Origin of the sequence: Anaerostipes caccae L1-92, from assembly GCF_014467075.1 — a bacterium.
Lineage (GTDB): Bacteria > Bacillota > Clostridia > Lachnospirales > Lachnospiraceae > Anaerostipes > Anaerostipes caccae.
Map to the genome: position 1 here is coordinate 378,598 of NZ_AP023027.1, position 23,679 is coordinate 402,276.

General features: G+C 41.8%; 26 protein-coding genes. 25 read left to right on the forward strand and 1 reads right to left on the reverse strand.

Annotated elements, in window-relative coordinates:
- The first annotated feature begins 3 nt into the window (after positions 1-3).
- The 12 genes from ANCC_RS01935 (at position 4) to ANCC_RS01990 (ending at position 10,967) form a co-directional block, all read left to right on the forward strand.
- Positions 4-738, forward strand: coding sequence for an ABC transporter ATP-binding protein (locus ANCC_RS01935; protein WP_006567707.1), 735 nt, complete (start codon positions 4-6; stop codon positions 736-738).
- A gap of 290 nt (positions 739-1,028) precedes the next feature.
- On the forward strand, positions 1,029-1,289 hold the full coding sequence (locus ANCC_RS01940; RefSeq protein ID WP_009291126.1) for an HPr family phosphocarrier protein: 261 nt from the start codon (positions 1,029-1,031) through the stop codon (positions 1,287-1,289).
- Positions 1,290-1,295: 6 nt separating this feature from the next.
- Positions 1,296-3,350, forward strand: coding sequence for a BglG family transcription antiterminator (locus ANCC_RS01945; protein ID WP_006567705.1), 2,055 nt, complete (start codon positions 1,296-1,298; stop codon positions 3,348-3,350).
- On the forward strand, positions 3,347-4,072 hold the full coding sequence (locus ANCC_RS01950) for a phosphoenolpyruvate-utilizing N-terminal domain-containing protein (protein WP_006567704.1): 726 nt from the start codon (positions 3,347-3,349) through the stop codon (positions 4,070-4,072). Before ANCC_RS01945 ends, ANCC_RS01950 begins: the two co-directional genes overlap by 4 nt.
- A gap of 12 nt (positions 4,073-4,084) precedes the next feature.
- A complete protein-coding gene (locus ANCC_RS01955) occupies positions 4,085-4,492 on the forward strand; it encodes a hypothetical protein (protein WP_006567703.1) in 408 nt (135 codons plus the stop codon).
- 152 nt (positions 4,493-4,644) lie between these two features.
- A complete protein-coding gene (locus ANCC_RS01960) occupies positions 4,645-5,100 on the forward strand; it encodes a PTS sugar transporter subunit IIA (RefSeq protein WP_006567702.1) in 456 nt (151 codons plus the stop codon).
- Positions 5,101-5,115: 15 nt separating this feature from the next.
- Positions 5,116-5,415, forward strand: coding sequence for a PTS sugar transporter subunit IIB (locus ANCC_RS01965; RefSeq protein ID WP_009291130.1), 300 nt, complete (start codon positions 5,116-5,118; stop codon positions 5,413-5,415).
- Positions 5,416-5,456: 41 nt separating this feature from the next.
- A complete protein-coding gene (locus ANCC_RS01970; RefSeq protein WP_006567700.1) occupies positions 5,457-6,884 on the forward strand; it encodes a PTS transporter subunit IIC in 1,428 nt (475 codons plus the stop codon).
- A gap of 40 nt (positions 6,885-6,924) precedes the next feature.
- Positions 6,925-7,980 carry a 2-hydroxyacid dehydrogenase gene (locus ANCC_RS01975; protein WP_006567699.1) on the forward strand — a complete coding sequence of 352 codons (1,056 nt, stop codon included), beginning with the start codon at positions 6,925-6,927 and terminating at the stop codon, positions 7,978-7,980.
- A 13-nt stretch (positions 7,981-7,993) separates the two neighbouring features.
- The gene (locus tag ANCC_RS01980; RefSeq protein ID WP_006567698.1) at positions 7,994-8,674 is read left to right on the forward strand and encodes an L-fuculose-phosphate aldolase; all 681 of its coding nucleotides are present in this window, start codon (positions 7,994-7,996) and stop codon (positions 8,672-8,674) included.
- A 70-nt stretch (positions 8,675-8,744) separates the two neighbouring features.
- A complete protein-coding gene (locus ANCC_RS01985) occupies positions 8,745-9,773 on the forward strand; it encodes a zinc-dependent alcohol dehydrogenase (protein WP_006567697.1) in 1,029 nt (342 codons plus the stop codon).
- Positions 9,774-9,794: 21 nt separating this feature from the next.
- Positions 9,795-10,967: an iron-containing alcohol dehydrogenase gene (locus tag ANCC_RS01990; protein WP_006567696.1), complete on the forward strand. Its 1,173-nt coding sequence runs from the start codon at positions 9,795-9,797 to the stop codon at positions 10,965-10,967.
- Between the two features lie 195 nt (positions 10,968-11,162).
- On the opposite strand, the gene ANCC_RS01995 is transcribed toward ANCC_RS01990, so the two are convergent.
- The gene (locus tag ANCC_RS01995) at positions 11,163-12,569 is read right to left on the reverse strand and encodes an MATE family efflux transporter (RefSeq protein ID WP_039946781.1); all 1,407 of its coding nucleotides are present in this window, start codon (positions 12,567-12,569) and stop codon (positions 11,163-11,165) included.
- A 122-nt stretch (positions 12,570-12,691) separates the two neighbouring features.
- Here ANCC_RS01995 and ANCC_RS02000 point away from each other — a divergent pair, with 122 nt between their 5' ends.
- The 13 genes from ANCC_RS02000 to garR all read left to right on the forward strand — a co-directional run bounded on the left by ANCC_RS02000 (position 12,692) and on the right by garR (position 23,677).
- Positions 12,692-13,216, forward strand: a complete 525-nt coding sequence (locus ANCC_RS02000; RefSeq protein WP_006567694.1) for a PadR family transcriptional regulator — start codon at positions 12,692-12,694, stop codon at positions 13,214-13,216.
- A 30-nt stretch (positions 13,217-13,246) separates the two neighbouring features.
- On the forward strand, positions 13,247-13,516 hold the full coding sequence (locus ANCC_RS02005; protein ID WP_009291135.1) for a DUF3795 domain-containing protein: 270 nt from the start codon (positions 13,247-13,249) through the stop codon (positions 13,514-13,516).
- Positions 13,517-13,718: 202 nt separating this feature from the next.
- The gene (locus ANCC_RS02010; RefSeq protein WP_006567692.1) at positions 13,719-14,564 is read left to right on the forward strand and encodes a class II fructose-bisphosphate aldolase; all 846 of its coding nucleotides are present in this window, start codon (positions 13,719-13,721) and stop codon (positions 14,562-14,564) included.
- Between the two features lie 14 nt (positions 14,565-14,578).
- Positions 14,579-15,583 (forward strand): zinc-dependent alcohol dehydrogenase family protein, encoded by a 1,005-nt coding sequence (locus ANCC_RS02015; protein ID WP_039946780.1) that lies wholly within the window; start codon positions 14,579-14,581, stop codon positions 15,581-15,583.
- 21 nt (positions 15,584-15,604) lie between these two features.
- The gene (locus ANCC_RS02020) at positions 15,605-17,239 is read left to right on the forward strand and encodes a PTS system mannose/fructose/sorbose family transporter subunit IID (protein WP_006567690.1); all 1,635 of its coding nucleotides are present in this window, start codon (positions 15,605-15,607) and stop codon (positions 17,237-17,239) included.
- 12 nt (positions 17,240-17,251) lie between these two features.
- The gene (locus ANCC_RS02025) at positions 17,252-17,686 is read left to right on the forward strand and encodes a PTS sugar transporter subunit IIA (RefSeq protein WP_006567689.1); all 435 of its coding nucleotides are present in this window, start codon (positions 17,252-17,254) and stop codon (positions 17,684-17,686) included.
- On the forward strand, positions 17,658-18,134 hold the full coding sequence (locus ANCC_RS02030) for a PTS sugar transporter subunit IIB (protein WP_006567688.1): 477 nt from the start codon (positions 17,658-17,660) through the stop codon (positions 18,132-18,134). The genes ANCC_RS02025 and ANCC_RS02030 overlap by 29 nt, the downstream gene beginning before the upstream one ends.
- Before the next feature lie 14 nt (positions 18,135-18,148).
- A complete protein-coding gene (locus tag ANCC_RS02035) occupies positions 18,149-18,931 on the forward strand; it encodes an SDR family NAD(P)-dependent oxidoreductase (RefSeq protein WP_006567687.1) in 783 nt (260 codons plus the stop codon).
- A gap of 33 nt (positions 18,932-18,964) precedes the next feature.
- Positions 18,965-19,699, forward strand: coding sequence for a GntR family transcriptional regulator (locus ANCC_RS02040; protein ID WP_006567686.1), 735 nt, complete (start codon positions 18,965-18,967; stop codon positions 19,697-19,699).
- 49 nt (positions 19,700-19,748) lie between these two features.
- Complete coding sequence (locus ANCC_RS02045; protein WP_006567685.1) at positions 19,749-20,360, forward strand: P-loop nucleotide/nucleoside kinase family protein; 612 nt, start codon at positions 19,749-19,751, stop codon at positions 20,358-20,360.
- A 582-nt stretch (positions 20,361-20,942) separates the two neighbouring features.
- On the forward strand, positions 20,943-21,761 hold the full coding sequence (locus tag ANCC_RS02050; protein ID WP_006567684.1) for a DNA-3-methyladenine glycosylase family protein: 819 nt from the start codon (positions 20,943-20,945) through the stop codon (positions 21,759-21,761).
- A 309-nt stretch (positions 21,762-22,070) separates the two neighbouring features.
- Complete coding sequence (locus ANCC_RS02055) at positions 22,071-22,763, forward strand: cyclase family protein (RefSeq protein ID WP_006567683.1); 693 nt, start codon at positions 22,071-22,073, stop codon at positions 22,761-22,763.
- 14 nt (positions 22,764-22,777) lie between these two features.
- Complete coding sequence (garR, locus tag ANCC_RS02060) at positions 22,778-23,677, forward strand: 2-hydroxy-3-oxopropionate reductase (protein ID WP_233458271.1); 900 nt, start codon at positions 22,778-22,780, stop codon at positions 23,675-23,677.
- Positions 23,678-23,679 lie beyond the last annotated feature (2 nt).

Sequence of the window (23,679 nt, forward strand, 5' to 3'; positions counted from 1 at the left end):
AAAATGTCGGATTTGACTGTAACGGGTGTTACGCTTGCATATGAGAATACAAATATAATAGAAGACATTAATATAGAGCTGCATGACAATGAACTGGTCTGTCTGCTGGGTGCCAGCGGCGGAGGGAAGACGACTTTGTTTAATGTGATTTCCGGACTGAAAAAACCTGATCAGGGAAAAATCATGCTGGACGGCAGGGATATTACGGGACAGCCGGGGAATATCAGTTATATGCTTCAGAAAGATCTGCTGCTCCCTTATCGGACAATCGAGGATAATGTAGCACTGCCGCTTTTGATTAAAGGTGAGAACAAAAAAGCTGCCCGTCAAAAAGCCGGGGAACTTTTTCAGGAGTTTGGCCTCGAAGGCACTCAGAAAAAGTATCCGAAACAGCTTTCGGGAGGTATGCGCCAGAGGGCTGCGCTTCTGAGGACCTATATGTTTTCTAAGAATGTGGCTTTGCTGGATGAACCTTTCAGTGCATTGGATACACTGACGAAAAGTGATATGCATCGGTGGTATTTGGATGTGATGGACAAGATCCATCTGTCTACACTGTTTATCACCCATGATATTGATGAAGCGATCCTGCTTTCAGACAGGATTTATCTGCTGACCGGAAGACCCGGAAGGATTACGGAAGAAATTGTGATCCGGGAGCCTAAGCCCCGGAGAAAAGATTTTAATCTGACGGAAGAATTTCTGGAGTATAAGAAAGATATATTGAAAAAGCTTTAGACAGATATGATTATATTAATACAGGCCTTTGGAAAAAATTATATATTGTTTTCCAAGGGTCATTTTTTATAATTTTAATTAGAGGGATAACATATATAAACGGGTGCACAGGGCTGCATCCGTATTTCATTTTTAAAGAGAAAACTTGCTATCGGATTAAGGTTCCATTTTCAGTACAATATTTGCACAAAACAAGAAAAAAAGAGTGACAACAACTGCTATTTTCTGAAAAAACGAAAGAGAATATAATGAAAGCACAAATAAAATTGAAACAATCAGGAGGAGCAGACATGTACGAAAAAGAAATGATCATTAAGAACAAAACAGGACTTCATGCCAGACCAGCAACGGATTTATCTACGTTATGCCAAACTTATGAAAGTGATATAAAAATCAGGACAAATGATACGGAAATTGATTCCAAGAGTATTATCAGCATTTTGTCAGGAGGGATATGTAAAGGAACAAAAATTAAACTTGTAATAAACGGAACAGATGAAAAAGAAGCAGGAGAGAAAATCAGTGAATTTATTGAAAATTTAAAGGAGTAGATTGCTTTGGAATTAAAAAGCAGACCGGCATATATTTTAAAAATTATACTAGAACAAAAAAACGGTTATACGGTTGACCGAATTATTGAGAAATTAAACATTACAAAGAGAACATTTTACTATGATTTTGAACTGATCAATGACTGGCTTAAGAGCAGGGAATTAGGCAGGCTGGAGATACAGTCAAAAATTATCTGTGTCAAATCAAAGAAAATTGAAATACTGGAAGCTGAGATGAGGAAGAACGGAAGCTACTATTATTCTGTACAAGAGAGAAGAATACTGGAACTCTTAATGATACTGCTGTCTGCTGAGGTTGTAACAATAGAGAAGATGCAGAACCTTTTTGATGTCAGCAAAAATACAATCTTAAAAGATATTAAAGAGTGGAAAAAAATTTTGGGTAACCAGAATATTTCTATAGCCAGTTCGATCAAGTTCGGATATGTACTCCAGGGAGAAGAATTTGCAATCAGAAAAATTGTGGGAAAGGAAATTAAGAAATTACAAAATTTTCAGCCTAAGGATATATTGAAAAAATGGATGCAGCAATCTTTGGTTACGATAACCGGAGAGGACTACGATTACCTGGAGATTGCCAGATGTCTGATAAAGCAGTATGAACAAGACGAAAATATCAAACTGGTTTTGGAAAATGAAGAACTGGAATGCAGCATGATCCTGATTTCCTGGATCAGAAGCATGGATGGCTACACGATGAATCTTCATACAGAAGAAAAAGTAACTTTAGTTGAAACAAAGCCGTATCAATCACTGAAACAGAGTTTTGAAAAATTAAAAGTTTATAACTTAGAAATTCCTGAATCGGAAATATATTATATTGCAACTCTCTTGTTAGGGATAAAGGTTGCACAGTTTGTTTCCCAGGATCAGGAAGATCTGTACATATCTAATTTTACAAAAGCGCTGGTTGTAAATTTTGAACGGATTGCCTGTATTTCTTTTGATAATAAAGACCGCTTAATGACAAGGTTAAAAGGGCATATCAGACCATTGTATTATAGATTGAAATATGGAGTGCAATCGACAAATCCCCTGGTTCAGGATGTCATGAGAATGTATCCCGAAATATATGATTTCACTGGGAGAGCCGTGAGGGAGATGAAAGATGATCTTGCCAAAATGTTAACATCAGATGAGATTGCATACTTAACAATCTATTTTATAAGCGATGAGAAGTATCAGACAATTCAAAAGAAAAGCAATGTCTCTAAGGTCTTAGTACTCTGCGCAGATGGAATGGCAACCTCAACTTTAGTAAAAGAACAGCTGAAAACACTGTTTGGCAGCACCGCCGACATTAAATTGGGCATTATTTCTGAGGCTAAAAAATATAATTTGGACGATTTTGCGCTGATCATTTCCACGGGATATTCAGAGCTGCTGGCACACCGGAAAAATATTGTGTTTACCAATGTTATTTTGGAGGATTCTGATAAGAAAAAAATCATCCAGGTCATGAATCAGTGCGGGGTCATCGGTGAGTATAACAAAACAATTCAAAGGATCATATCGGCGGCCGTTCAGAGTACAAATGGCATTGTTGATGAAAATGAACTATATTTTGATGTGCTGCGGATATTATTTGAATCTGATAACAGAAAGATAGACAAAAAATTAAATTCTATTGCAAATTATATTCAAAATCAAAGATACAGCGTACTGCCTGCACGCAGCACCAAAGAAGAGCTGCTCATGCAGGGATGCCAGAAAGCGGTTGGCGAAAAAGCGTGGAAGCGTCTGTATAACAGATTATGCAATATGATGAACCATAACAAAATCAAATTTTATGAAATTTCTCAGGATGTCGTAATACTCCATTGTCCTATGCGCGGAGATTTAAATGTAGAAATAAATTATGAAATTGTTGTTTCAGAAGAAAGAATCAAAATATCTGAAGAGATAAAAGGAAAGATATTCATCTTCTTTGTGACCGTAGATCAGAATACACATTTTCCTGTGCTGGAAGGTATTTATCGTTACTGTGAGAGTGAAAAGGGGAAAAGTTTTATAGTTGACATGAAAGGAGTTAAGAAATGAAAAAACGGAAAGGAACCGGAGGTGCTGAAGGAAAAGCTGCTGGCACCATTCTGGTTTTAAACAATTTGGCTTTTGAAGCGAGAGCTGAAAAGTCTGAAGATGCAGAATATGAAATCAGCCGTTTTGAAACGGTAAGAAAAGAATACAAGGAGGAGCTGAAGCAACTGTATAGAGAGGCAGAGATTTCAGCAGGAGAAGAGCCTGCAAACATTTTTCTGGCTTATATTGAAATGGTAAATGACGATGCTTTTTTTGGGAAAATTATCAGGAGGATACAAAATGAAAAATTGAACCTGGTTTATGTTTTAGAAGAGGAGAAAAAAGCGGCGGCTGTAATATTTCAAAGTATGGATGATCCATATATGCGGGAGAGGGGGACCGACATCGAAAATGTGTGTGATGCTTTGATCAGGAAGATGGAAGGATTAAATTCCCCAATGGATGAAGTTTCAAAAACAAAAGAGGATATTGTAATTGTCGCGGCGGATCTGACGCCGGAAGACATCATCAGGATGGACACAGCACATGTAAAAGGGTTTGTAACTGAAAGAGGAGGGAACACATCTCATACAGTGATCCTTGCAAAAGCATTAGGGATACCGGCTGTTGTGGGTGTGAAAAATATATTGGAGGAAGCCGGTTCTAAAACTAATATTTATATGGATGGCGGGGAAGGTACAATAATTTTAGAACCGGACCAGGAGGTATCAGACATCCTTTGAAAGGAGGTTTCTATGGAAAAAAGGTGCATATACTGTGGGCAGCCAATCACTAAAAAGCCGGCAGCTGTTTGGCTGAAAAGGGAAAAAGAAGAAGTCCAGTGCTGTAGTATGGACTGTTATAACAAAACGTCCAGATTTATTAAATGGGATCAAGCGTCAAGGCTCAAAGCATATGTCATTATTGGAATATGTGCTGCTGTTAATTTAATAAGCATTGGTTTCTCAATGGAAGGCTGGTGGACACATATACCGTTAGTTGTCATAGGGATGTGTTTATGTAAGTGGCCTCTGGTATTTATGCATTTTCATAACTATGAAAAATTCGGAATCCCCAAAACACTCAGGTATGTCCGTTTTGCCGCAGGGGCGCTTATTGTGTTCGGAGCAGCCATTACGGTATGGGATATATTTTTCTTATAAAACAGGTATAAAAAATGTAAAACCGGCGAAATAAAAAGTGAAAGAAACTGCTCTTTTTGATAAAAAACATCGGTGTTATAGTGTATTTAGAAATTAAGTTATCGATAACCAAATATTCTATAAAAGTCTAAAAAAGAAAGAGGTGACCATTTTTGAAACTGCTAGATGAAGAACTTGTAGTTATGGATGCAGAAGTTAAAACGGCAGAAGACTGCATTCGGCTCGGCGGAACGATTTTTTATGAAAAAGGGTATGTAAAAGAAGGATATACACAAGCTGTGATAGACCGGGAGAAAGTATATCCCACCGGTTTGCCCGGAAAAGGAGTTGCGATTGCGATTCCCCATACAAATAATACATATGTAAATAAACCGGCGGTAGGTGTCATCATACCCAGAGAACCTGTAAGATTTTGTGCAATGGGAACAAAAGATGTGTGGCTGGATTGTGAAGTGATCATTCCTCTGGTGATCAAAGACTCAGATATGCAGATCAGTATGCTGAAGCAGATGATGAAGATCATTCAAGACGGAGAGCTGTTGAAGAAAATCAGGGATTCTAAAGACAGATCAGAAATCCTGGATTGTTTAAAAATTTTAGAAGATTAGAAAGGAAGAGAAATTATGAGAGCAATAAAAGTATTATCAGTGTGCGGTTCGGGAACGGTGAGCTCAGCAATGCTTTCTTCAAAATTAGCAGATATATTTGAGGAAAAAGGATATGAGATGGAAGCTACGGAAGTGAGTCCCGGAGGTGTTCCGGGTGCCATGCAGGGAGGCGGTTATGACTTGATCGTTTACACAAGCCCTGTGGAAGGAAACTACGGGGTTCCCATTTTGAATGCCACAGGTTTCCTTGTGGGCATTAATGAAGAGGAATTTATTGAAGAATTAATGCAGGAGGTAGAGAATCTGGAACTGTAGCTTTGAAAAGCGGGAAAACATTCATACGAGGAGGTTGAAATATGTGGGATACACTGAAACTGTTTTTTGATACATTCGGAAACTATATAACAGTGCCGATTATCATCTTTATTATTTGTTTAATATTCAAAGCGCCGGTAAAAAAGGCTTTTATGTCTGCTGTGCTGATCGGTGTCGGTTTGAAAGGTATGGCGTTTATAACCAGTGCGTTTGGCAGCGTATTATCAGCATTAGTGACAAAACTGATTGAACAGACTGGAATCAATCTGCCGGCGCTGGATGTAGGGTGGCAGGCCGTTGCTTCGGTGGCTTATTCGACAGACATCGGAATGATGTTTATCGGAGTCGGGCTGATCTTCCAGATTGTAATCTTCCTTGTAAAAATTACAGATATTTTTCAGCCGTCGGATCTTTGGAATAATTACTCAATCATCGTATGGGGATCGCTGTTATACCAGATCAAAGGAAATCTTGTGATATCATTTGTTCTTATGCTTTTTGTCAATTTGGTTGTCTTGCTGCTTGCGGAGATTGTTCAAAAGAGATGGTCAACATACTACCACTATCCAGGCTGTGCAATGATAGCACCTCATCACATGGGGGATGTACCGCTGTATTTAGTCTTAGACTTTATACTCGGGAAATTAGGAGCAGATAAAATTAATTTAAGACCAGACGCGATCAAGAAGAAAATCGGATTCCTGGGTGAACCAATGTATGTAGGCTTGATCGTGGGCCTGATCCTCGGAATTGTCGGAAATATCTCTACTTTAAATGAGATGACTTCATGGGGACAGGTTGCAGATGTTGCAGTCACCTGTTCAGCGGTAATGGCAATCTTCCCTAAAATTGCGGGATTGTTTGCCTCAGGATTTACGGTCATTACGGATTACTCAAGAAAGACATTAAAGAAATCAAAGTATGGAAAGGACCGGGAGTTTATCATCGCAGTAAATGATGCATTGGGATATGGAGAAGCGGCTACATTGACAACAGGCCTGTTAGTTATCCCGGTCGCCCTTCTGTTAGCCTTCATTTTGCCTGGAAATATCGTTCTTCCGGTGATGGTTTTACCTTCTCTTCCATATATGGTAGAAGTACCGGTATCTCTGTCAAACGGCAACATCTTTAAATCCTGGATTGCAGCCTGCATTGTGTTCTGCGCAAAGCTGTTAATGGCATCCTCCTGGGCAGCTGTATTTACTGAGATCGCAGTAAATGCCGGATATGAAGTGACTGCAGGAACCGTTTTAATTATCGGATTTATCTTGTCAAACTGTACGGCAGGACTTATTACATACGCATTCCTAACCATGAACCCAATCATTATTGGACTGGTTATAGCTGTCTATCTTTTGTGCTTCGTATTATTTAAGAAGAATAAACAAAAAGTATGGGATTATTTAGAACACAATGCGATGGGAGGAGCACAGGCAGCCGCAGGAACATCGGGCGGAGAAACTGCATAAGACCCAGTGTGAAAGATAGTTTGAAACGAAAGGGGAAATTATGAAGATTGCAGTAGTAGGGGACATCATCGTGAGCAGCGGATTGCTGGCAGAAGCCGCAAAAAGCCTGAATATTGATGATGAACCGGAAATTAAAGAGATGATATGGAATGCAGATGACCGAAAGGATTTTCAGAAAAAGGCTTTAAACATAGAAACAAGGGGACCGGAGGCAGAAGAGATCCCGGAAGAACTTTATACTGAGATAAAAGATACAGATATTCTGCTGGTACATTTTTGTCCCGTTCCGAGAAAATTAATTGAGAGGGCTCAAAACCTAAAATTGATCGGAACATGCCGCGGGGGTCTGGAGCATGTAGATGTGGAAGCCGCGACTGAAAAAAATATTCCAGTGATGCATGTGATCAGAAATGCGGAAGCTACATCAGATTTTGCGATCGGTTTAATGTTTGCAGAGACAAGAAACATTGCAAGAGCCCATGCGGCAATGAAACAGGGCATCTGGAGAAAAGAGTATGTTAATTCAGCATATACCACTGCAATGAGAGAGATGACAGTAGGGATCATAGGGCTGGGACATATCGGACGTTTAGTGGCGGAAAAAGCTGCCGGGATCGGCATGAAAATCATTGCTTATGATCCTTTTGTGACGCAGGATGTCATGAATGCCAAAGGCATTGCTGTAACAATGAAAGAGAGAGAAGAAGTGTTCAGAGAAGCAGATATTATATCGCTTCATTTAAGAGTAACACCAGAGACTGAAAACAGTATTAATGAAGAAGTTATCAGTCTTATGAAACCGACGGCGTATCTGATCAACACATCCAGAGCAAAGGTCCTGGATAAAGAAGCATTTATAGAAGCATTAGAGAATAAAAGGATTGGCGGAGCAGCATTAGATGTGTATTGGAATGAACCGCTGGATAAGGATGATCCGTTACTGAAACTGGATAATATTACTTTAACGCCGCATAACGCCGGAAACGTTGTCGATGCTCTTCCAAAATCTCCAAAACTTCTGACAGACACGATTAATCGTTTCTGGGAAACAAAAACCGGTGATATGATCGTCAATTTAAACCAGATCACATTTTAAAAAGGGGAACAATATGCTATTAAAAAAAGAAAGAGAATTGGTAGTCGAGTACGGCAAAAAAATGAGTGCAGCCGGTCTCAGCAAAGGGACAAGCGGAAATATCAGTATCTATAATGCAGAAGAAAAGCTGATGGCAATCAGTCCGTCCGGCGTAGGCTATTTTGAAACTGTCCCGGAGGATGTCGTTGTGATGGATTTAGAAGGAAATGTGGTTGAAGGTGATAAAAAGCCTTCCAGTGAATGGGGCCTGCACACAGTCTTTTATGTAAATAAACCGGATGCAGGGGCAGTCGTACATACACATTCTGCTTATTGTACAACGTTTGCATGTCTTAATATGCCGATTAAGGCACTGCATTATGTCATCGGAGGTGCAGGAACAGCAGAGGTACCGTGCGCACCATACTGTACATTCGGAACTCCAGAGCTTGCGGAGGCAGCAATCAAAGCCTGCGGAAAGGGAAAAGCTGTTTTACTTGCAAATCACGGGCTTTTGACCTGCGGACCTGGGATTGAAAAAGCGTTTGGGCTGGCAGTGAATATGGAATTTTGTGCGGAAATGCAGTATCGGGCGATGTCAGTCGGCGAACCGGTCGTTTTAAGCGACGAAGAAATGGACGTGGTTATGGAGAAATTTAAATCGTATGGACAGCCTAAGAAAGACAAAGAAGATCAAACATCTAATTGTTACTGATGTTCCAATCCCGGTTTTCCTTTTGGAACCGGGATTTCCAAGTTAATTTAAAGAGGAGCAGAGCCCAGGAATGAAAATGAGAAGAGCAGTTTTGTATGAACAGGAAGATCTTCGGATTGAAGAATGTGAAGTCCCTGAAATCGGGGAAGGAGATGTTTTAGTAAAAAACAAGATCTCTGCTACGTGTGGGACGGATGTAAAAATATATAAGAGAGGATATCCTTTATTGAAACCACCGCATCCATTCGGGCATGAATACTCAGGAGTGATTGCCGCAGTGGGGAAAAAGGTCAAGAATTTCAAAGAAGGAGACCGGGTTGCTGTTCACAATACAGCCCCATGTAATCATTGCTATTTCTGTAAAAAGGGATTTCCGTCTATGTGCGAAGACATGTTATTTAACAGAGGGACATATGCAGAATATGTAAAAGTACCGGAGAGAATCGTAAAACAGAATATGTTTTTGCTGGATGAATCAATTTCTCATAAGAATGCTTGTCTGATGGAACCATTTTCCTGTGCTGTATACGGTATTGAGGAATGTCCCATTCACTTAGGCGATGTGGTAGCGGTAAACGGTGCAGGACCGATCGGCCTGATGTTTGCGAGGCTTGCAGTGTTAAAAGGTGCCCATGTTATTGTTACGGATAAGGCACAAAATCGATTGGAGCTTGCAAAGAAGCTTGGGGTTCATGAGATATTAAATATTACAAACATTGAGGACAGCGCATTTGCAGTAAAAGCGATGACAGAAGGAGGCAGGGGTGCAGATATTGTAATTGAGGCCACCGGTCTGATCAATGTATGGGAAAGCAGTGTTAAGATGGCCAGAAAAGCCGGTTTTGTTCTTTTGTTCGGCGGAACAAAGGAAAAAAGTATCCTTTCTCTTGATGCAACTCTTCTGCACTATTCACAAATAACGGTCAAAGGAGTATTTCACACAACGCCGAGACATGTTCAGACTGCGTTGGAATTGTTAAAAATGGGAGTAATCCAAAGTGATGATTTTATTCAAAAGGAATATCCGCTTGAGGAGCTGGAAGAGGCGATACTTGAACATGCGGCCCAAAAAGTAATTAAAAATTGTATTGTTTACTAGAGAGTAAAGGATGGTGATCACGTGTATTCTATTAAATTGGGGTGCGAAAAAGTATTCTGGGGGAAGAATGCGGTACAGCAGCTTAAGACATTGGAAGGACCCAGGAAAAGAGCATTTATTGTCATGAGCGGAAATGTTCTTATCGATGTCGGCTCCTATAAAAAAGTTACGGATGTTTTAGAAGAAGCCGGTTTTGAATACGAGGCCTACACAGAAGTTGAACCGGAGCCAAGTTTTCAAACAATTTTAAAGGGTGCAGAAAGAATGAAAACTTTTAAACCGGACTGGATTATTGGATTTGGCGGCGGGTCAGCAATGGACGCAGCAAAAGCTATGTGGGTGTTTTATGAGAATCCTGCGTATCGGACACTGGAAGAGACAATGCCTCCGAATATCATAGAGAATTTAAGAGTGAAAGCAAAAGTCTGCTGTATTGCTACGTCTGCCGGAACAGGAAGCGAGGCAACCCGCGCAGCTTTAATTAAGGATATGAAACAAAAGAAAAAATATTCTGTCAGAGACATGAATGGAAGGCTGGTTCCGGATGCCGCTGTTTTAGATCCTGAATTTACGGCAACAATGCCCAAGAGTTTAACGGCAGCTTCCGGAATGGATGCCCTGACACATGCAATAGAATCTTATGTAACGCCGACTGCAAATCCATTTTCAAAGGCGATGTCCCTGGCCGCTTTTCTTTATGGATATAAAAGCCTGGAAAAAGTGTACGAAAATCCGGAAGATGAAAATGCGGGAGCAGAGATGCTGGCCGCATCCTGTATGGGAGGAATCGCATTTTCTAATTCCGGATTAGGAATTGTTCATGGGATTGCTCATTCTTTCGGGGCGGAATATGGAGTGCCTCATGGGCTTGCCAATGCGATTGTGCTTCCATATGGATTGGAATATAACAGTCGGAATGATGAAGTTAAAAAAATGTATGATGAACTTGCAGGATTTATTGGGAAAAAATCATTGGCGGATGCAGTTGCTGAGCTGAGTGAGAAAATTAATATTCCAAAGTCAATGAAAGAGAAGGTACAGGAAGACACTTTTATTAAAAATTTGGATAAATTAACAGAGAAAGCAATGAGTGACGTGGCAACGCCATTTAATCCGATTCAGCCGACGGCAAAAGAGATGAAAGAATTAATTCTTAAGGTATACTATGGAAAAGATACTGTGAACAGCTTGTAAAGGCTTAATTTTATATTTTGTCAAAGCTAACCTTTGATAGTAATCGATTTCAGAGGTTAGCTTTTTGAAAAAAAGCTTTAAAAATAATATTAAAATTACTTAGAAAGAAATATACATAATATTTTTTTATGAGCGAGAGAGAAAAATCCCCGTTCCGTCAAACCGCATGGAAACGGGGATTTTGTACAGACAGGATTAAGACTCATATTTCATACTGTCTGGTTGGGGATTTCTGCTGATTTGGACAGCAACGTCTGCTGCACTCTTAAGTTCCCTGTGAAGATACAGTGCCATGAAAATTGTGACAAAAGCAGAGATCACATCAGCAATGGGCTGGGCATAAAGGATTCCGTTGATGCCCCAAACCGCAGGCAGTAATAAGATGACAGGGACAAAACAAATTCCTTGCCTGCATGCACCAAGGATAAAACCTTCCTTTGCTTTTCCGAGGGCAAGAAAAAGGGATGAGTATACAGTATAGAAACCAAAGAGCAGGAAAGAAAATCCGTTTGCCCGCAGTGCCGTTTGCCCGGCCTGGATCATCTCTATATCGCCTGCTGTAAATCCTGATATAATGGATGAAGAAAATAAAGCGGCAGCTGCTCCGAAGATAAAACAGAAGATTGTGGACCATAAGATAGATGTCTTGATCGCTTCATGTAAGCGGTCATATTTTTTTGCACCATAGCTGAATCCTATAATCGGCTGAAAGCCTTTGATAAATCCGAAGACCATGAGACTTCCCATAGAAATAACTCTTGTGACCACGCCCATAGCAGCAATAACAGAGTCTCCATATACTTTTGTCTGTTTGTTGATTAATGCAATGGAAAGGCTGGTCAGCAGCTGAAAGACCAGTGTGGGTATCCCTATTTTCATAATTTCTGACATAATCTTTTTAGAGAAACAGCAGTCTTTTAATTTGAAATTAAATACACTTTTCTTTCTGAATACATAACATAAATACACAGCGGTAGAAATCATCTGTGAGATGGCCGTGGCGATCGCAGCACCGGCGACACCCAGATTTAGAACATAGATAAAAATTGGATCTAACACTATATTCAGTACAGCGCCTGTCAGCAAGGCACACATCGTTGTCTTAGCGGCGCCTTCGCTTGTGACAATATTATTCATTGTTACATTAAAGATGTTGAAGATTGATGAAATGATATAAATGCTTGTGTAGGTTGCTGCATAGGGAAGAATGCTTTTTGTTGCACCTAACATGTTAAGGATTGGAGTCAGAAAAATAATGGAAAAAATTATGATTATAGCTCCCACAAATATACTGCTGTAAAGGGCAGTGCTTGCGACTTTATTTGCTGTTTCTTTTTCCCCTCTTCCCAGAAGCCTTGAAATATAGGATGCTGCCCCATTTCCGAATAACAGACCTAAACCTACCACAATCTGTCCCAGAGGAAATGCCACAGAAATCGCACCCATTTGGCTGGTCCCCAGCCCTCCCACAAAGTATGCGTCTACCAGGTTGTATAAGGCATTGATCATCATTCCGATCATAGTCGGCAGCCCCATGGCTAAAAGCGCTTTTGGTATCGGAGCACTTCCTAACAGTTCTATCTTTTTGTTTTGTTCACTCATAATGAACTCTCCTTTCGGTTGACATAAAATATAAAATATATTACTATAAATTATAGTAATTTTATCGGCGAAGCACATACTACTATAAATTATAGTGGTTGTCAAGCGAAAAGGGGGAAATCATGGCAACTATTGATCTTATCGTGCTGGGAATTTTGAAAAAGGAGTCTTTGAGTGCCTACGATATTCAAAAGATCGTAGAGTACCGCAATATATCCAAATGGGTAAAAATCAGCACGCCTTCCATTTACAAAAAGGTTATTCAGCTGGAAAAGAAGGGCTATATGAAAGGGGATGTTGTAAAAGAAGGAAATATGGCGGAGAAAACGGTTTATTCTTTGACAGAGGCAGGAGAGAAGCAATTTGAAAAGCTTATGCTGGAGATTGCCTCAAAGCCGGTCCGGATATTTCTGGACTTTAATGCCGTCATTGTAAATCTGGACAGTCTGCCGAAGGAAAAACAGAAGTCCTGTTTGACAGAGATCGAAAACAACATGGAGACTTTAAAAGGATATATCGAAGAAAATATAAGCCTGAAAGAACATCTGCCGGAGATTCCGAAAACAGGAATGGCTGTCTTAGAGCAGCAGCTTATCTTGGCACAGGCACTGGAAACGTGGATTGAGGAATTAAAAGAAACTATGTAACTGCAGGATAAAGTTTTTAGGAGGATAATTATGTTTGAATCAAGATGCGGTGTCTGCTGCAATTCATGTGAGCGAAAAGAGGAGGTCCACTGTACGGGATGCACAGAAATGAAACAGCCGTTTTGGGGCGGTGAGTGCGGAGTGAAGTCCTGCTGTGAGGCAAAAGGATTGGACCACTGTGGAGTCTGTCCGGATTTTCCGTGTGAGATGCTGTCTACCATGGGAGTAGAAGAAGGATTTGACCCGGAACCGAAGATTGCACAATGCAGGATTTGGGCGGGAGAGAGTACTGTTAAATAAACAACAGAATATGAGAATGACCTTAAGCCAGAAGATTTTTTCATCTTCTGGCTTAAAAATTGTTTACAAATCGAAAAAAGAGTTGTATAATACATTCAAAAGTACAAACGTCCGTACATTGTAACGTTAGGATAAAATGATGGGAGGTGAAGTAATAGAATTTTAAAACAAAAGGCAGCAGTTAATATTTGAGGAGGTTAAGATGTATACAAATTTAAAAAAGGTTTTGAAAAAAGCAGATGAACTGAACATGGCAGTGGGGGCGTTTAATACCCACAGTCTGGAAATGCTTCCAGCGATTATCCTGGCAGCAAAAGAACAGGGAACACCGGTGATCATTCAGACGAGTGTCGGAACTGCTAAATATGTGGGACATAAAAATCTGGTATCTGTGTGCAGGACCATGTCAGAGGAAGCAGGAATCGATGTGGTGCTTCATCTGGACCATGCAAAAGAGTATGATGAGATCAAAGAGGCGATCGATGCCGGTTACAGTTCTGTCATGTTTGACGGATCATCCCTGCCGCTGAAAGAAAATATTTTAAAGACACAGCAGATCATTGAATATGCCAGAAAGTTTGATGTCTCTGTGGAAGCAGAATTGGGGATCGTCGGGGGAACAGAGGACGGAGTAGCCGTATCAGAGGCAGAAGTACGCTATACAGACCCAAAAGAGGCAGTGGACTTTGTGAAGAAGACAGGGATTGACGCGCTGGCAGTGGCGATCGGCACCAATCACGGACAGTATAAGTCCAAGACAAACATTAATTTTGAAAGACTGAAAGAGATTAAAGAGGCGGTAGACCTTCCTCTGGTTATTCACGGCGGGACCGGAGTAAAGGATGAAGACGTGAGACAAGTGATCGATCTTGGAATTCGGAAGTTTAATGTGGGTACAGAACTTCTGGTCACCTGGACGAAAAAGTCCAAAGAGCTTTTTGGACAGACCTCAGAGAGCAGTTCTCTTAGAAATAATGTAATGCCGTGTATAGAAGCAGTCAACCAGGTAGTACAGAGGAAAATAGAACTTTTTAAAAATCTCAATTAAGGCGGGTGATGCAGATGAGAGCAGGATATTATACAGGGGACCGGACCTATGAAGTGAGAGAAATACCTGACCGGGAACCGGAAGATGATGAAGTAAAAATCGAAGTGGCATGGTGCGGACTGTGCGGCACAGACATTCACAAGTTTGAGGGGAAAAACGGTGCCAGTCCGGTGATTCCGCCGATCATCCTCGGACATGAGTGTTCCGGGATCGTGACGGCTGTGGGTCCGAAGGTTAAGTATTTTAAGCCCGGAGACCGGGTCGCGGCAGATCCCAGTTACGGATGCGGGAAATGTAGCTACTGCCAGCAGGGGCTTCCGAATTTCTGTCTTGAAAGGCACGGTGTGGCAAAAGGATTTTCTGACTATGTTTACCCTCCGGAGCAGAACGTCTATAAAGTGTCGGAGAAACTGGATCTTAAAAATGCGGCATTCGCAGAGCCTTTGTCCTGTGTGATCCACGGACTGGATCTGATTCAGATCCGAAGCGGCTCGGCAGTGGTAATTTACGGTCTGGGTTCTATCGGAAGCCTGATGCTTCAGATGGTGAAACTCTCAGGGGCCTCTGTCATTATCGTGGTTGAGAGGGAGAAAGAGAAACAGAAGCTGGCTCTTGAGCTGGGAGCCGATTATGCAGTGGACGACAAAGAGATAGAAAAGCTGGCTGAGACATTTAATATTGACTATGTTATCGAATGTATCGGATTAAAAGCGACCATGGAGCAGTCTCTAAAGATTGCGGGAAAAAACGCCAGGGTACTGCTGTTTGGGCTCGGAGATCCGGATGAGCCGGTTTCCATGAACCAATTTGAGGCGTATACAAAGGAACTCAGCATCTATACTTCTTATTTAAATCCAAATACAACGAAACGGGCGGTGGCGCTTTTAGAGAGCAGAAAGCTTGATACCGATGCGATCATCAGTGCCAGTCTTGACCTGGAAGAGATGGGCGAGGAGCTTAAGACACAGAAGTATGCAAAGAAAGGAAAAGTGATGGTCCGTTTAACCGGAAAACACTAATCGAAAAGAGGAGGATTTAAGATGGTAATTTCAGCGATTTTAGTAGCTTTGTTGGCAACGATGGGCCAGTGGTGGTTTTTCGGTCCGGTGACAAAATGTCTGGTGTATCCGCTGACCACAGGTCTGCTGACCGGTATTTTTATGGGAGACCCGATGACAGGTATGCTGGCGGGAGCCAACATTCAGTTAATCTATCTTGGATGGATTTCCGCAGGGGGAACCATGCCGAGCAATACGATCGTAGCGGGGATCTTCGGCACGGCGATGACGATTCTTTCAGGCGCAAGCCCGACCATGGCGGTGACATTTGCCATTCCGTTCAGTATGTTCGGACTCTTACTGAACCAGGTTTATATGACCGTAAACTCTTTCTGGATCCACAGGGCTGATGGAATGCTTGAGAAGGGAAATATCAGAGGGGTGAGGCTCATGAACTTTGTCCCGTCTTTCCTGGTGGCCTTTGCTCTGTATGGGATTCCCGCCTTTGCCCTCGTGATGTCCGGGAAGTCCTGGGGCACGGCCCTGATCAATGCGATTCCGAAGAGTCTTGTATCTGCGCTCCAGGTCGTCGGAGGGATCATGCCCGCCCTTGGAATCGCCATGCTTTTAAACTATCTTGGAAAGAAAAAGCTGATTCCGTATTTCTTCGCCGGATTTTTCCTGACGATCTACTTAAAACTGGATATTATGGCCGTTGCGATTTTCGCGGCAATCATTGCAATTATCATGTTTATGGCTGATAATAAAAAGGAAGAAAAAACGAAGAAAGTGAAGCGCCTGACTCTGAAGAAAAATGAAGAGCGCACAGACTATACAGACGAAACGCAGGCAAGAGATTATGAGAAAAAACTGTCAAAAAGAGATCTTGTAAAGACATGGCTTGCCACTACCAGCACAGAGGCATGCTACAACTATGAACGGCTGCAGGCACTAGGAATCGCCAACCTGATGATTGGGCCGATCAGACGTCTCTACGAATCCAATGAAGAACGGGTCAGAGAGCTTAAAAAGTATATGGTATTTTATAACTCAGAAGTCTTTACCATCGGGCCGATCATTAACGGGATCACGGTTTCTATGGAAGAGGCCAGAGCCAACGGAGAAAGCGTATCTGCAGAGGACATCAATTCTGTCCGCACCGGACTGATGGGGCCGGTAGCCGGTATCGGAGACACCGTTATGCAGGGAATCCTGTTTCCGATTTTAGCAGGTATCGGCTGTACCATGGCTCTGGACCGGAATTTCGTCGGACCGGTATTCTTTACGGTATTGTTTGAGATCCTGATTTTTACATGCGGATATTTCATGTTCATGAACGGCTATAAATACGGAAAATCTACTCTGCTGAAAATTCTTAAAAACGGTGTGATCGATAAGGTGACCAATGCGTTCAGCATTGTGGGCCTTATGGTTGTGGGATGCATGGCTTCCACAAGGATTACGGTGAATACACCGTTTAAAATTGCCGTGGGCAGTGGTGTCGTGAAGTTTCAGGAGATCTTAAATTCCCTTCTTCCGGGACTGATTCCTTTGGCTATTACCCTGATCGTATGGAAGCTTGTTTCAAAGAAGATCAATGTCACATGGATCGTTATAGGCATCTTCATTGTAGGAATTGCGGCATCCTATCTGGGAGTGCTGGGATTTGTAGGATAGAGGGGTGCTGTTATGATACATATTATATTAGTAAGCCACGGGCGTTTCTGTGAAGGTCTCTTAGAAAGCCTCCAAATGGTGGCAGGAGAACAGGAGGGGATATCAGCTGCCCCTCTCATGCCCGGAGAGTCGCCGGAAGCATACAGAAACAGACTGGAAAGTGAGATAAAAGAATACGAATCAGAGGAAGGCACTTTGGTTCTTACGGATGTGACAGGGGGAACCCCTTTTAACAGTACAGGATACCTGGCGAAAGACCATAAGATCGGTCTGGTTTCAGGTATGAGTATGCCGATGCTGATCACTCTGATTTTCGCGAGGACGGAAAAGAGCACACTGGATGAGCTGATACAGGAAGCGGTCTCTCCGGGAGCATTGGCAGTAAAGGGAATGAATTTAAGCGAAGGAGGCAGGAAGCATGGAAAACTTAGTCTTAACAAGAATTGACGACCGGCTGATCCACGGGCAGGTGATGACGGCATGGATCAAGCAGAAAAATGCAGTGCAGGTTGTCGTGGCTGATGATGAAGTGGCAGAAGATGAATTTATGATCAATGTGCTGGAAATGGCAGTGCCCGATGAGATTGCCATCGGAATCTTTAACAGGGATGACGCGGTGGAATTTATGAAACAGGGGCTGGAGGCTCCGACCATCCTTCTTGTGAAAGGACCGGAGATTTTAAATTACATGGTGGATCACGGAATTGAAATCGATGAGATTGACGTGGGAGGAATGGGTGCAAAAGAGGGGAGAAGTGTTTTGTATAAAAACATTTCCACCAACCCGGAAGAAAATAAAAACTTCCTTGATTTAATCCAAAAGGGAGTCAATGTTTTTGTCCAGGTGATGCCTCAGGATAAACAGGTCAATGTTGCGGAGTATATCAAAAAGTAAAGGAGGCTTTTAAAATGAATGTGGAGAGATTAGATGACAAGGTAACCGTCATCACCGGAGGCGGAAGCGGTATGGGAGCCGCTATGGCAAAAGAGTTTGCAAAGAGAGGAGCCAAAGTTGTGATCTTTGACTTGAATGAAGAAAAATCCATGCAGGTTGTGGATGAAATAAAGGCCGGTGGCGGTGAGGCCTGCTTTTTTAAGACGGATGTAACGAAGAAAGAGCAAATTGATGAAAACACATGTAAAGCAGCCGAAAGATATGGTAGAATCAATTCATGGATTAACTCTGCCGGATTTTCCAAAATGGCGCCGTTTCTGGAAAGCAGCGAGGAACTTTGGGATACGACAATCAATGTGAATCTGAAAGCTACCTTTTTATGCTGTCAGGCGGCAGTGAGGCAGATGCTTGACGGAGGCGGAACGATCATCAATATGTCTTCACTTTCAGGGAAAAAGCCAAGTTCCTGGCAGACCATTTACTGCGCAAGCAAATACGGAGTTCAGGGATTATCCCAGTCTATCGCAAAAGAGTTTGCGGACAAGGGCATACGGGTAAATACCATCTGTCCGGGAATCGTCCCGACAGAGATGTGGCAGAAGTTAAAATATGAATATGCAAAGAAAAGAAATTTAGATCCGGAAGAAGTGCTCCCGTATTTTGAGAAGAATATTCCGATGCATAAGCTGGTAGATCTGAAAAATGTAACGGATGCGGCGATCTTCTTATCTACGGACAGTTCAAGTTATCTGACCGGACAGTCCATCAATCTTGTGGGCGGGGAGCTGATGGAATAATTTTAGGAATATAGTTACAGAGAGGTGTAAGCGATGAAACACGAATTGGATTTCAGCGGAAGGGAACAGCTTTATTACCAGATATATGATTATATGTACCAGGACATTGTCACCGGAAAGTATCAGATCGGGGATCTGATCCCTGCGGAGAGTGAAATGATGGCATATTACAAGGTCAGCAGGGCTACGGTCAGAAAGGCGATGGATATGCTGGCAGATGAAGGGCTGATCGAAAAAAAACGCGGCCATGGGACTTATGTAAAGAACTTGAAGGCAAAAAGCGATAACCAGAAGATCGTCAATTTTTTACGGGAACACAGCGACGGCAAGAGAGTGGCGAGCAAAAAGGTTCTGGACAAGACGGTCATCAGTGCGGATCAGGAAGTTTTGGAAAATCTTCAGCTTGAAGAAGGGGCAAAAGTGATCAGGATTGAGAGGGTCCGGTATGCAGATGAAAAGCCCATGTATATTGAGACCAACTATCTGGATTATCAGTGGGTTCCGGAGGCCCTGGAGAAAGACTTTTCCAAGGAATCGCTGAGAGTGTATTATGTGAACCATTGCCATATCAAGCTGGCAAAAGCGGAAGAAAAGATTTATTCTATTCTGGCAGATGAGCGGAGGGCCAGGCTGCTTCAGGTGGAAGAGGGAGCCCCGCTGATCTATGTGAAACGTGTTTCCTATGATGAAAATAAAATTCCAAGAGAGTATGTAGAAGCTTATTACCGGGCAGATACTTATTATCTGACAGTTGAATTAGCATTATAATAGGAGACTGCCGCTTTGCCGCGGCAGTCTGTTTCTTTGGGAGAGATGTATGAAAAAAGCAATGATACTCCTTGCCGGTTATCCGGCGACAGGGAAGACATTTCTGTGCAGCCGTATTTTGAAGCGGCACAGTGAATTTATTGTAGTTTCTCAGGATGAAATGAAAGAGAAGCTGTGGGACCGTTTTGGATTTGAAAATATCGAAGAAAAGACTCGTCTGGAAGATCAAAGCTGGGAGTTGTACTATGAAACGCTGGAGGAACTCATGAGCGGGGAGCACTCGGTAATTTCGGATTATCCGTTCAGCGAGAAACAGAAGGGAAGGCTTGAAAGTCTGTCTTTGACTTATGGATATCAAGTGCTCACGATTCGCCTTACCGGAGACATTGATGTTCTGTATGAGCGTTCAAAAAGCAGAGACCTGGAACCGTCCAGACACCTGGCACATCTGGTGACACGATATCATGAAGGGGACGTACTGGAAGACCGGACGAAGGCGGATGCTCTGGTGACTTATGAAATATTTAAAGACAGGTGTTTAAATAAAGGTTATGATAGGTTTCAGCTGGGGAGCCTGATTGAACTGGACGTGACGGATTATGAGAAGGTTGATTATGAGGCGGTGTTGGATCGGGTGGATGAGATAATCGATAGAGACTGAATTGTGAAAAAATTTGTGTATAAAATGTGATGAATTAAATACTGCAGTTTTTTCTCCTAATAGCTTCAGAATTCGTTTCTGAGGCTATTAAAACATTTAGAGGATTGTACCAGTATTTTTTATAAATTCTTAAAATATATGGGAAAAAGGCAGTTGTTATAGTATGATATTTAATAAAGGTCGACCTATGATAGCGTAAAAAGTATGGGGGATCGACCGTTTTAAAAAATACGAGTTTATACGGGATGTAGAGATATATGAACTTTTTGGTAAGAATTGTTGTTTTAAAAGAATGACTATTTTATGCGGAAGAAATGGGTATTAGAAATAGCTATAGGCGATTGAAATCCCGGTGTCCCCGATCGTTCAAGTGTCAGGCTTAGTGTATTAGAGATAACTATAAGTGATTGAAATCCTGCATCCAAGTCATCCCACCGCTTTGGGTATACGTATTAGAAATAACTATAAGTGATTGAAGCTGCTGAAATACAAGAGATGTAAGTTAGATAATTTCGTATGAGGCAAAGAGAAAATGTTGAAGTATAAAAAGAAAGTTTATATATCTACAGTATAAGGAGTACTATGATAACAAAAGAATTAGACTGTTTTAACATTGCACAGATCTGCGATTCCGGTCAGTGTTTCCGCATGAGGCAGAAGCGTGACAATCTATATTCGGTAATTGCGGGAAATGAATATTTAGAAGTGACCCAGAATGGAGGCCAATGCACATTTCACTGTGATGAAAATAAGTATGAGACATTTTGGAAAAAGTATTTTGATCTGAATGCAGATTACAAAAAATACATAGAATCCATAGACGAAGAAGACAGTTACCTTAAAAAAGCCTCGGAATTTGGTTTTGGCATCCGTATTTTGAGGCAGGATTTGTGGGAAATGATCGTCTCATTTCTAATTTCACAGCAAAATAATATTGTCCGTATCCGCCGGTGCATTGACAACATTTGTGAGCGTTATGGTGAGAAAAGATCTGACGGGTGCGGGAATTTTTACTATACATTTCCCAAAGCAGAAATATTGGCGGAACTTCATGAGGATGCTTTAAAGGACTGCAACCTGGGGTACCGGAGCAAGTATGTAGTGCGGACGGCAAAGAGTCTGACCGGAGGAGAGGTATCTTTGGAGGCAATAAAACAGATGCCTTATAAAGAGGCAAAGGCCGAATTAATGAAACTGTATGGCATCGGGGAGAAAGTGGCAGATTGTATCTGCCTGTTTGCGCTGCATCATTTTGAGGCATTTCCGGTGGACACCCATATCAGACAGGCTCTGGAAGGCCATTATCCTGACGGGTTTCCGGCAGAGAGATACAGAGGGTGTGAGGGTGTGATGCAGCAGTATATTTTCTATTATGAGCTGTTGGGAAAGAAATTAGGATGATTTCAGTTTTGCTTTGGAAGCAGACTGCTCAGGGAATTAATAAGTTATTGAGTTCAGATTAAAGTTTTAAGATAACCTTAGAAAGAAATTTACATCAGAAGTCTCTTTATGTTTTTTAACGTAGAGAGACTTCTTTTTGTTAATAAAAAGAAAAACTATTATAATTATGCACAATAAATGATTGATAATAATATATAAATTATACAAAATGTCAAGAAACCATTGACTGATATACCGATATACCGGTATACTAATCGTATCAAAAGTATAGGTTCATTTTAGGTTTTTAGAGAGAAGGAGGTAGCTGCAATGTATTTATTTTTATCACACAAATTAGACCCTGAAGGATTCGCATGGCCGGGAGAGCCGGTTATTAAGGTGGAGCAGATGACGGATGTATCAGAGGATTGTCCGTTTTGTTCCTTTATCAGTACTTTGCCCAATCACTTTGGAACTCACATGGATGCTCCACGACACTTTGTTAAAAACGGGATCAGTATCAATGAACTGCCGATAGAATATTTCTTTCACAAGGAAACCGCACTTTTAGAAATACCAAAGAGCGATGCCCAGGGAATCACCAAAGAGGATATAGAACCTTTTGCGGATGTTTTATCACAGGTATCTTTTGCCCTGATCCGTACAGGATTTGAACAGTATAAGTTTACAGAGCCGGAGAGATACCAAAAGGAAGGACCGTATATTGCACCGAGTGCGGGTATTTACCTCTCCGAAAATTTTCCGGATTTAAAGGGAATCGGAATGGATTTTCTTGCTATTGGATCGCCGTCTGACAAAGTGCCGGAAGGAGAACTTCCTCCGGATTGTCACAGAAATATTTTGGGATTCTATACAGGGAAATTTGTGACAGGGATTGAAGACATGCATCTTTCAGAAATTCCAAAAGGTGCGAAAATACTGAATTTTATCAATGCGCCACTGAGAATTGAAGGACTGGATTCCAGCCAGGTTGTATGCATAGCGGAAATTGAAGAGAAATGACAGGAGACATAAAAATGACAAAAGTAGGATTTATAGGTCTTGGGATCATGGGACTCCCAATGGCCATTAATTTAAAGAATGCAGGGATAGAACTGATGGTGAATGATCTGAATCATCAGTCAGTAAAACAGATGACAGATCTTGGAGCTTTAGAAGGAACAAAGGCGCAGATTGGAAAGGAATGCAGCATTATTTTTATGATCCTTCCAAATGGTATGATTGTGAAGGATGCTGTTTTCGGGAAAGACGGGATTGCATCTGCGGTCAAAAAAGGGACGGTCATATGTGATATGAGTTCTGTGACTCCTGTACAGTCGAAAGAATGCTATAACAGATTGGAAAAGATGGGGGTCAGTTTTGTGGATGCTCCTGTCAGCGGCGGGGAGCCAGGGGCTGTTTCAGGAACACTTGCCATTATGGCGGGAGGCGAACAGGACGCTTTTGACAGACTGATTCCATATTTTGAGATCATGGGATCTTCGGCACTTCTGATTGGAGGAAGCGGCAGCGGCAGCATTACAAAGCTTGCCAATCAGGTGATCGTAAATATGAATATTGCTGCCGTTTCAGAAGCTTTTGTACTTGCATCAAAGGCTGGGGCAGATCCATCCAAAGTGTATGAGGCTATCAGAGGCGGACTGGCCGGAAGTGCTGTCTTAGATGCAAAAATGCCGATGATCCTTGAAAGAAATTTTAACCCGGGAGGGAAGATCTCTATCAATCACAAGGATATTAAGAATGTAGTTGAGACAGCCCATGAAATTGACGTGCCGGTGCCTTTTACCAGTCAGCTTTTTGAGATTTTTCAGGCTCTGAAGGTAGCGGGACATATGAACGACGATCATGCGGGGATCGTGCAGTATTTTGAGAAACTTGCACAGACAGTAGTAAAAAGTACAACGAAAGAATACTGAGA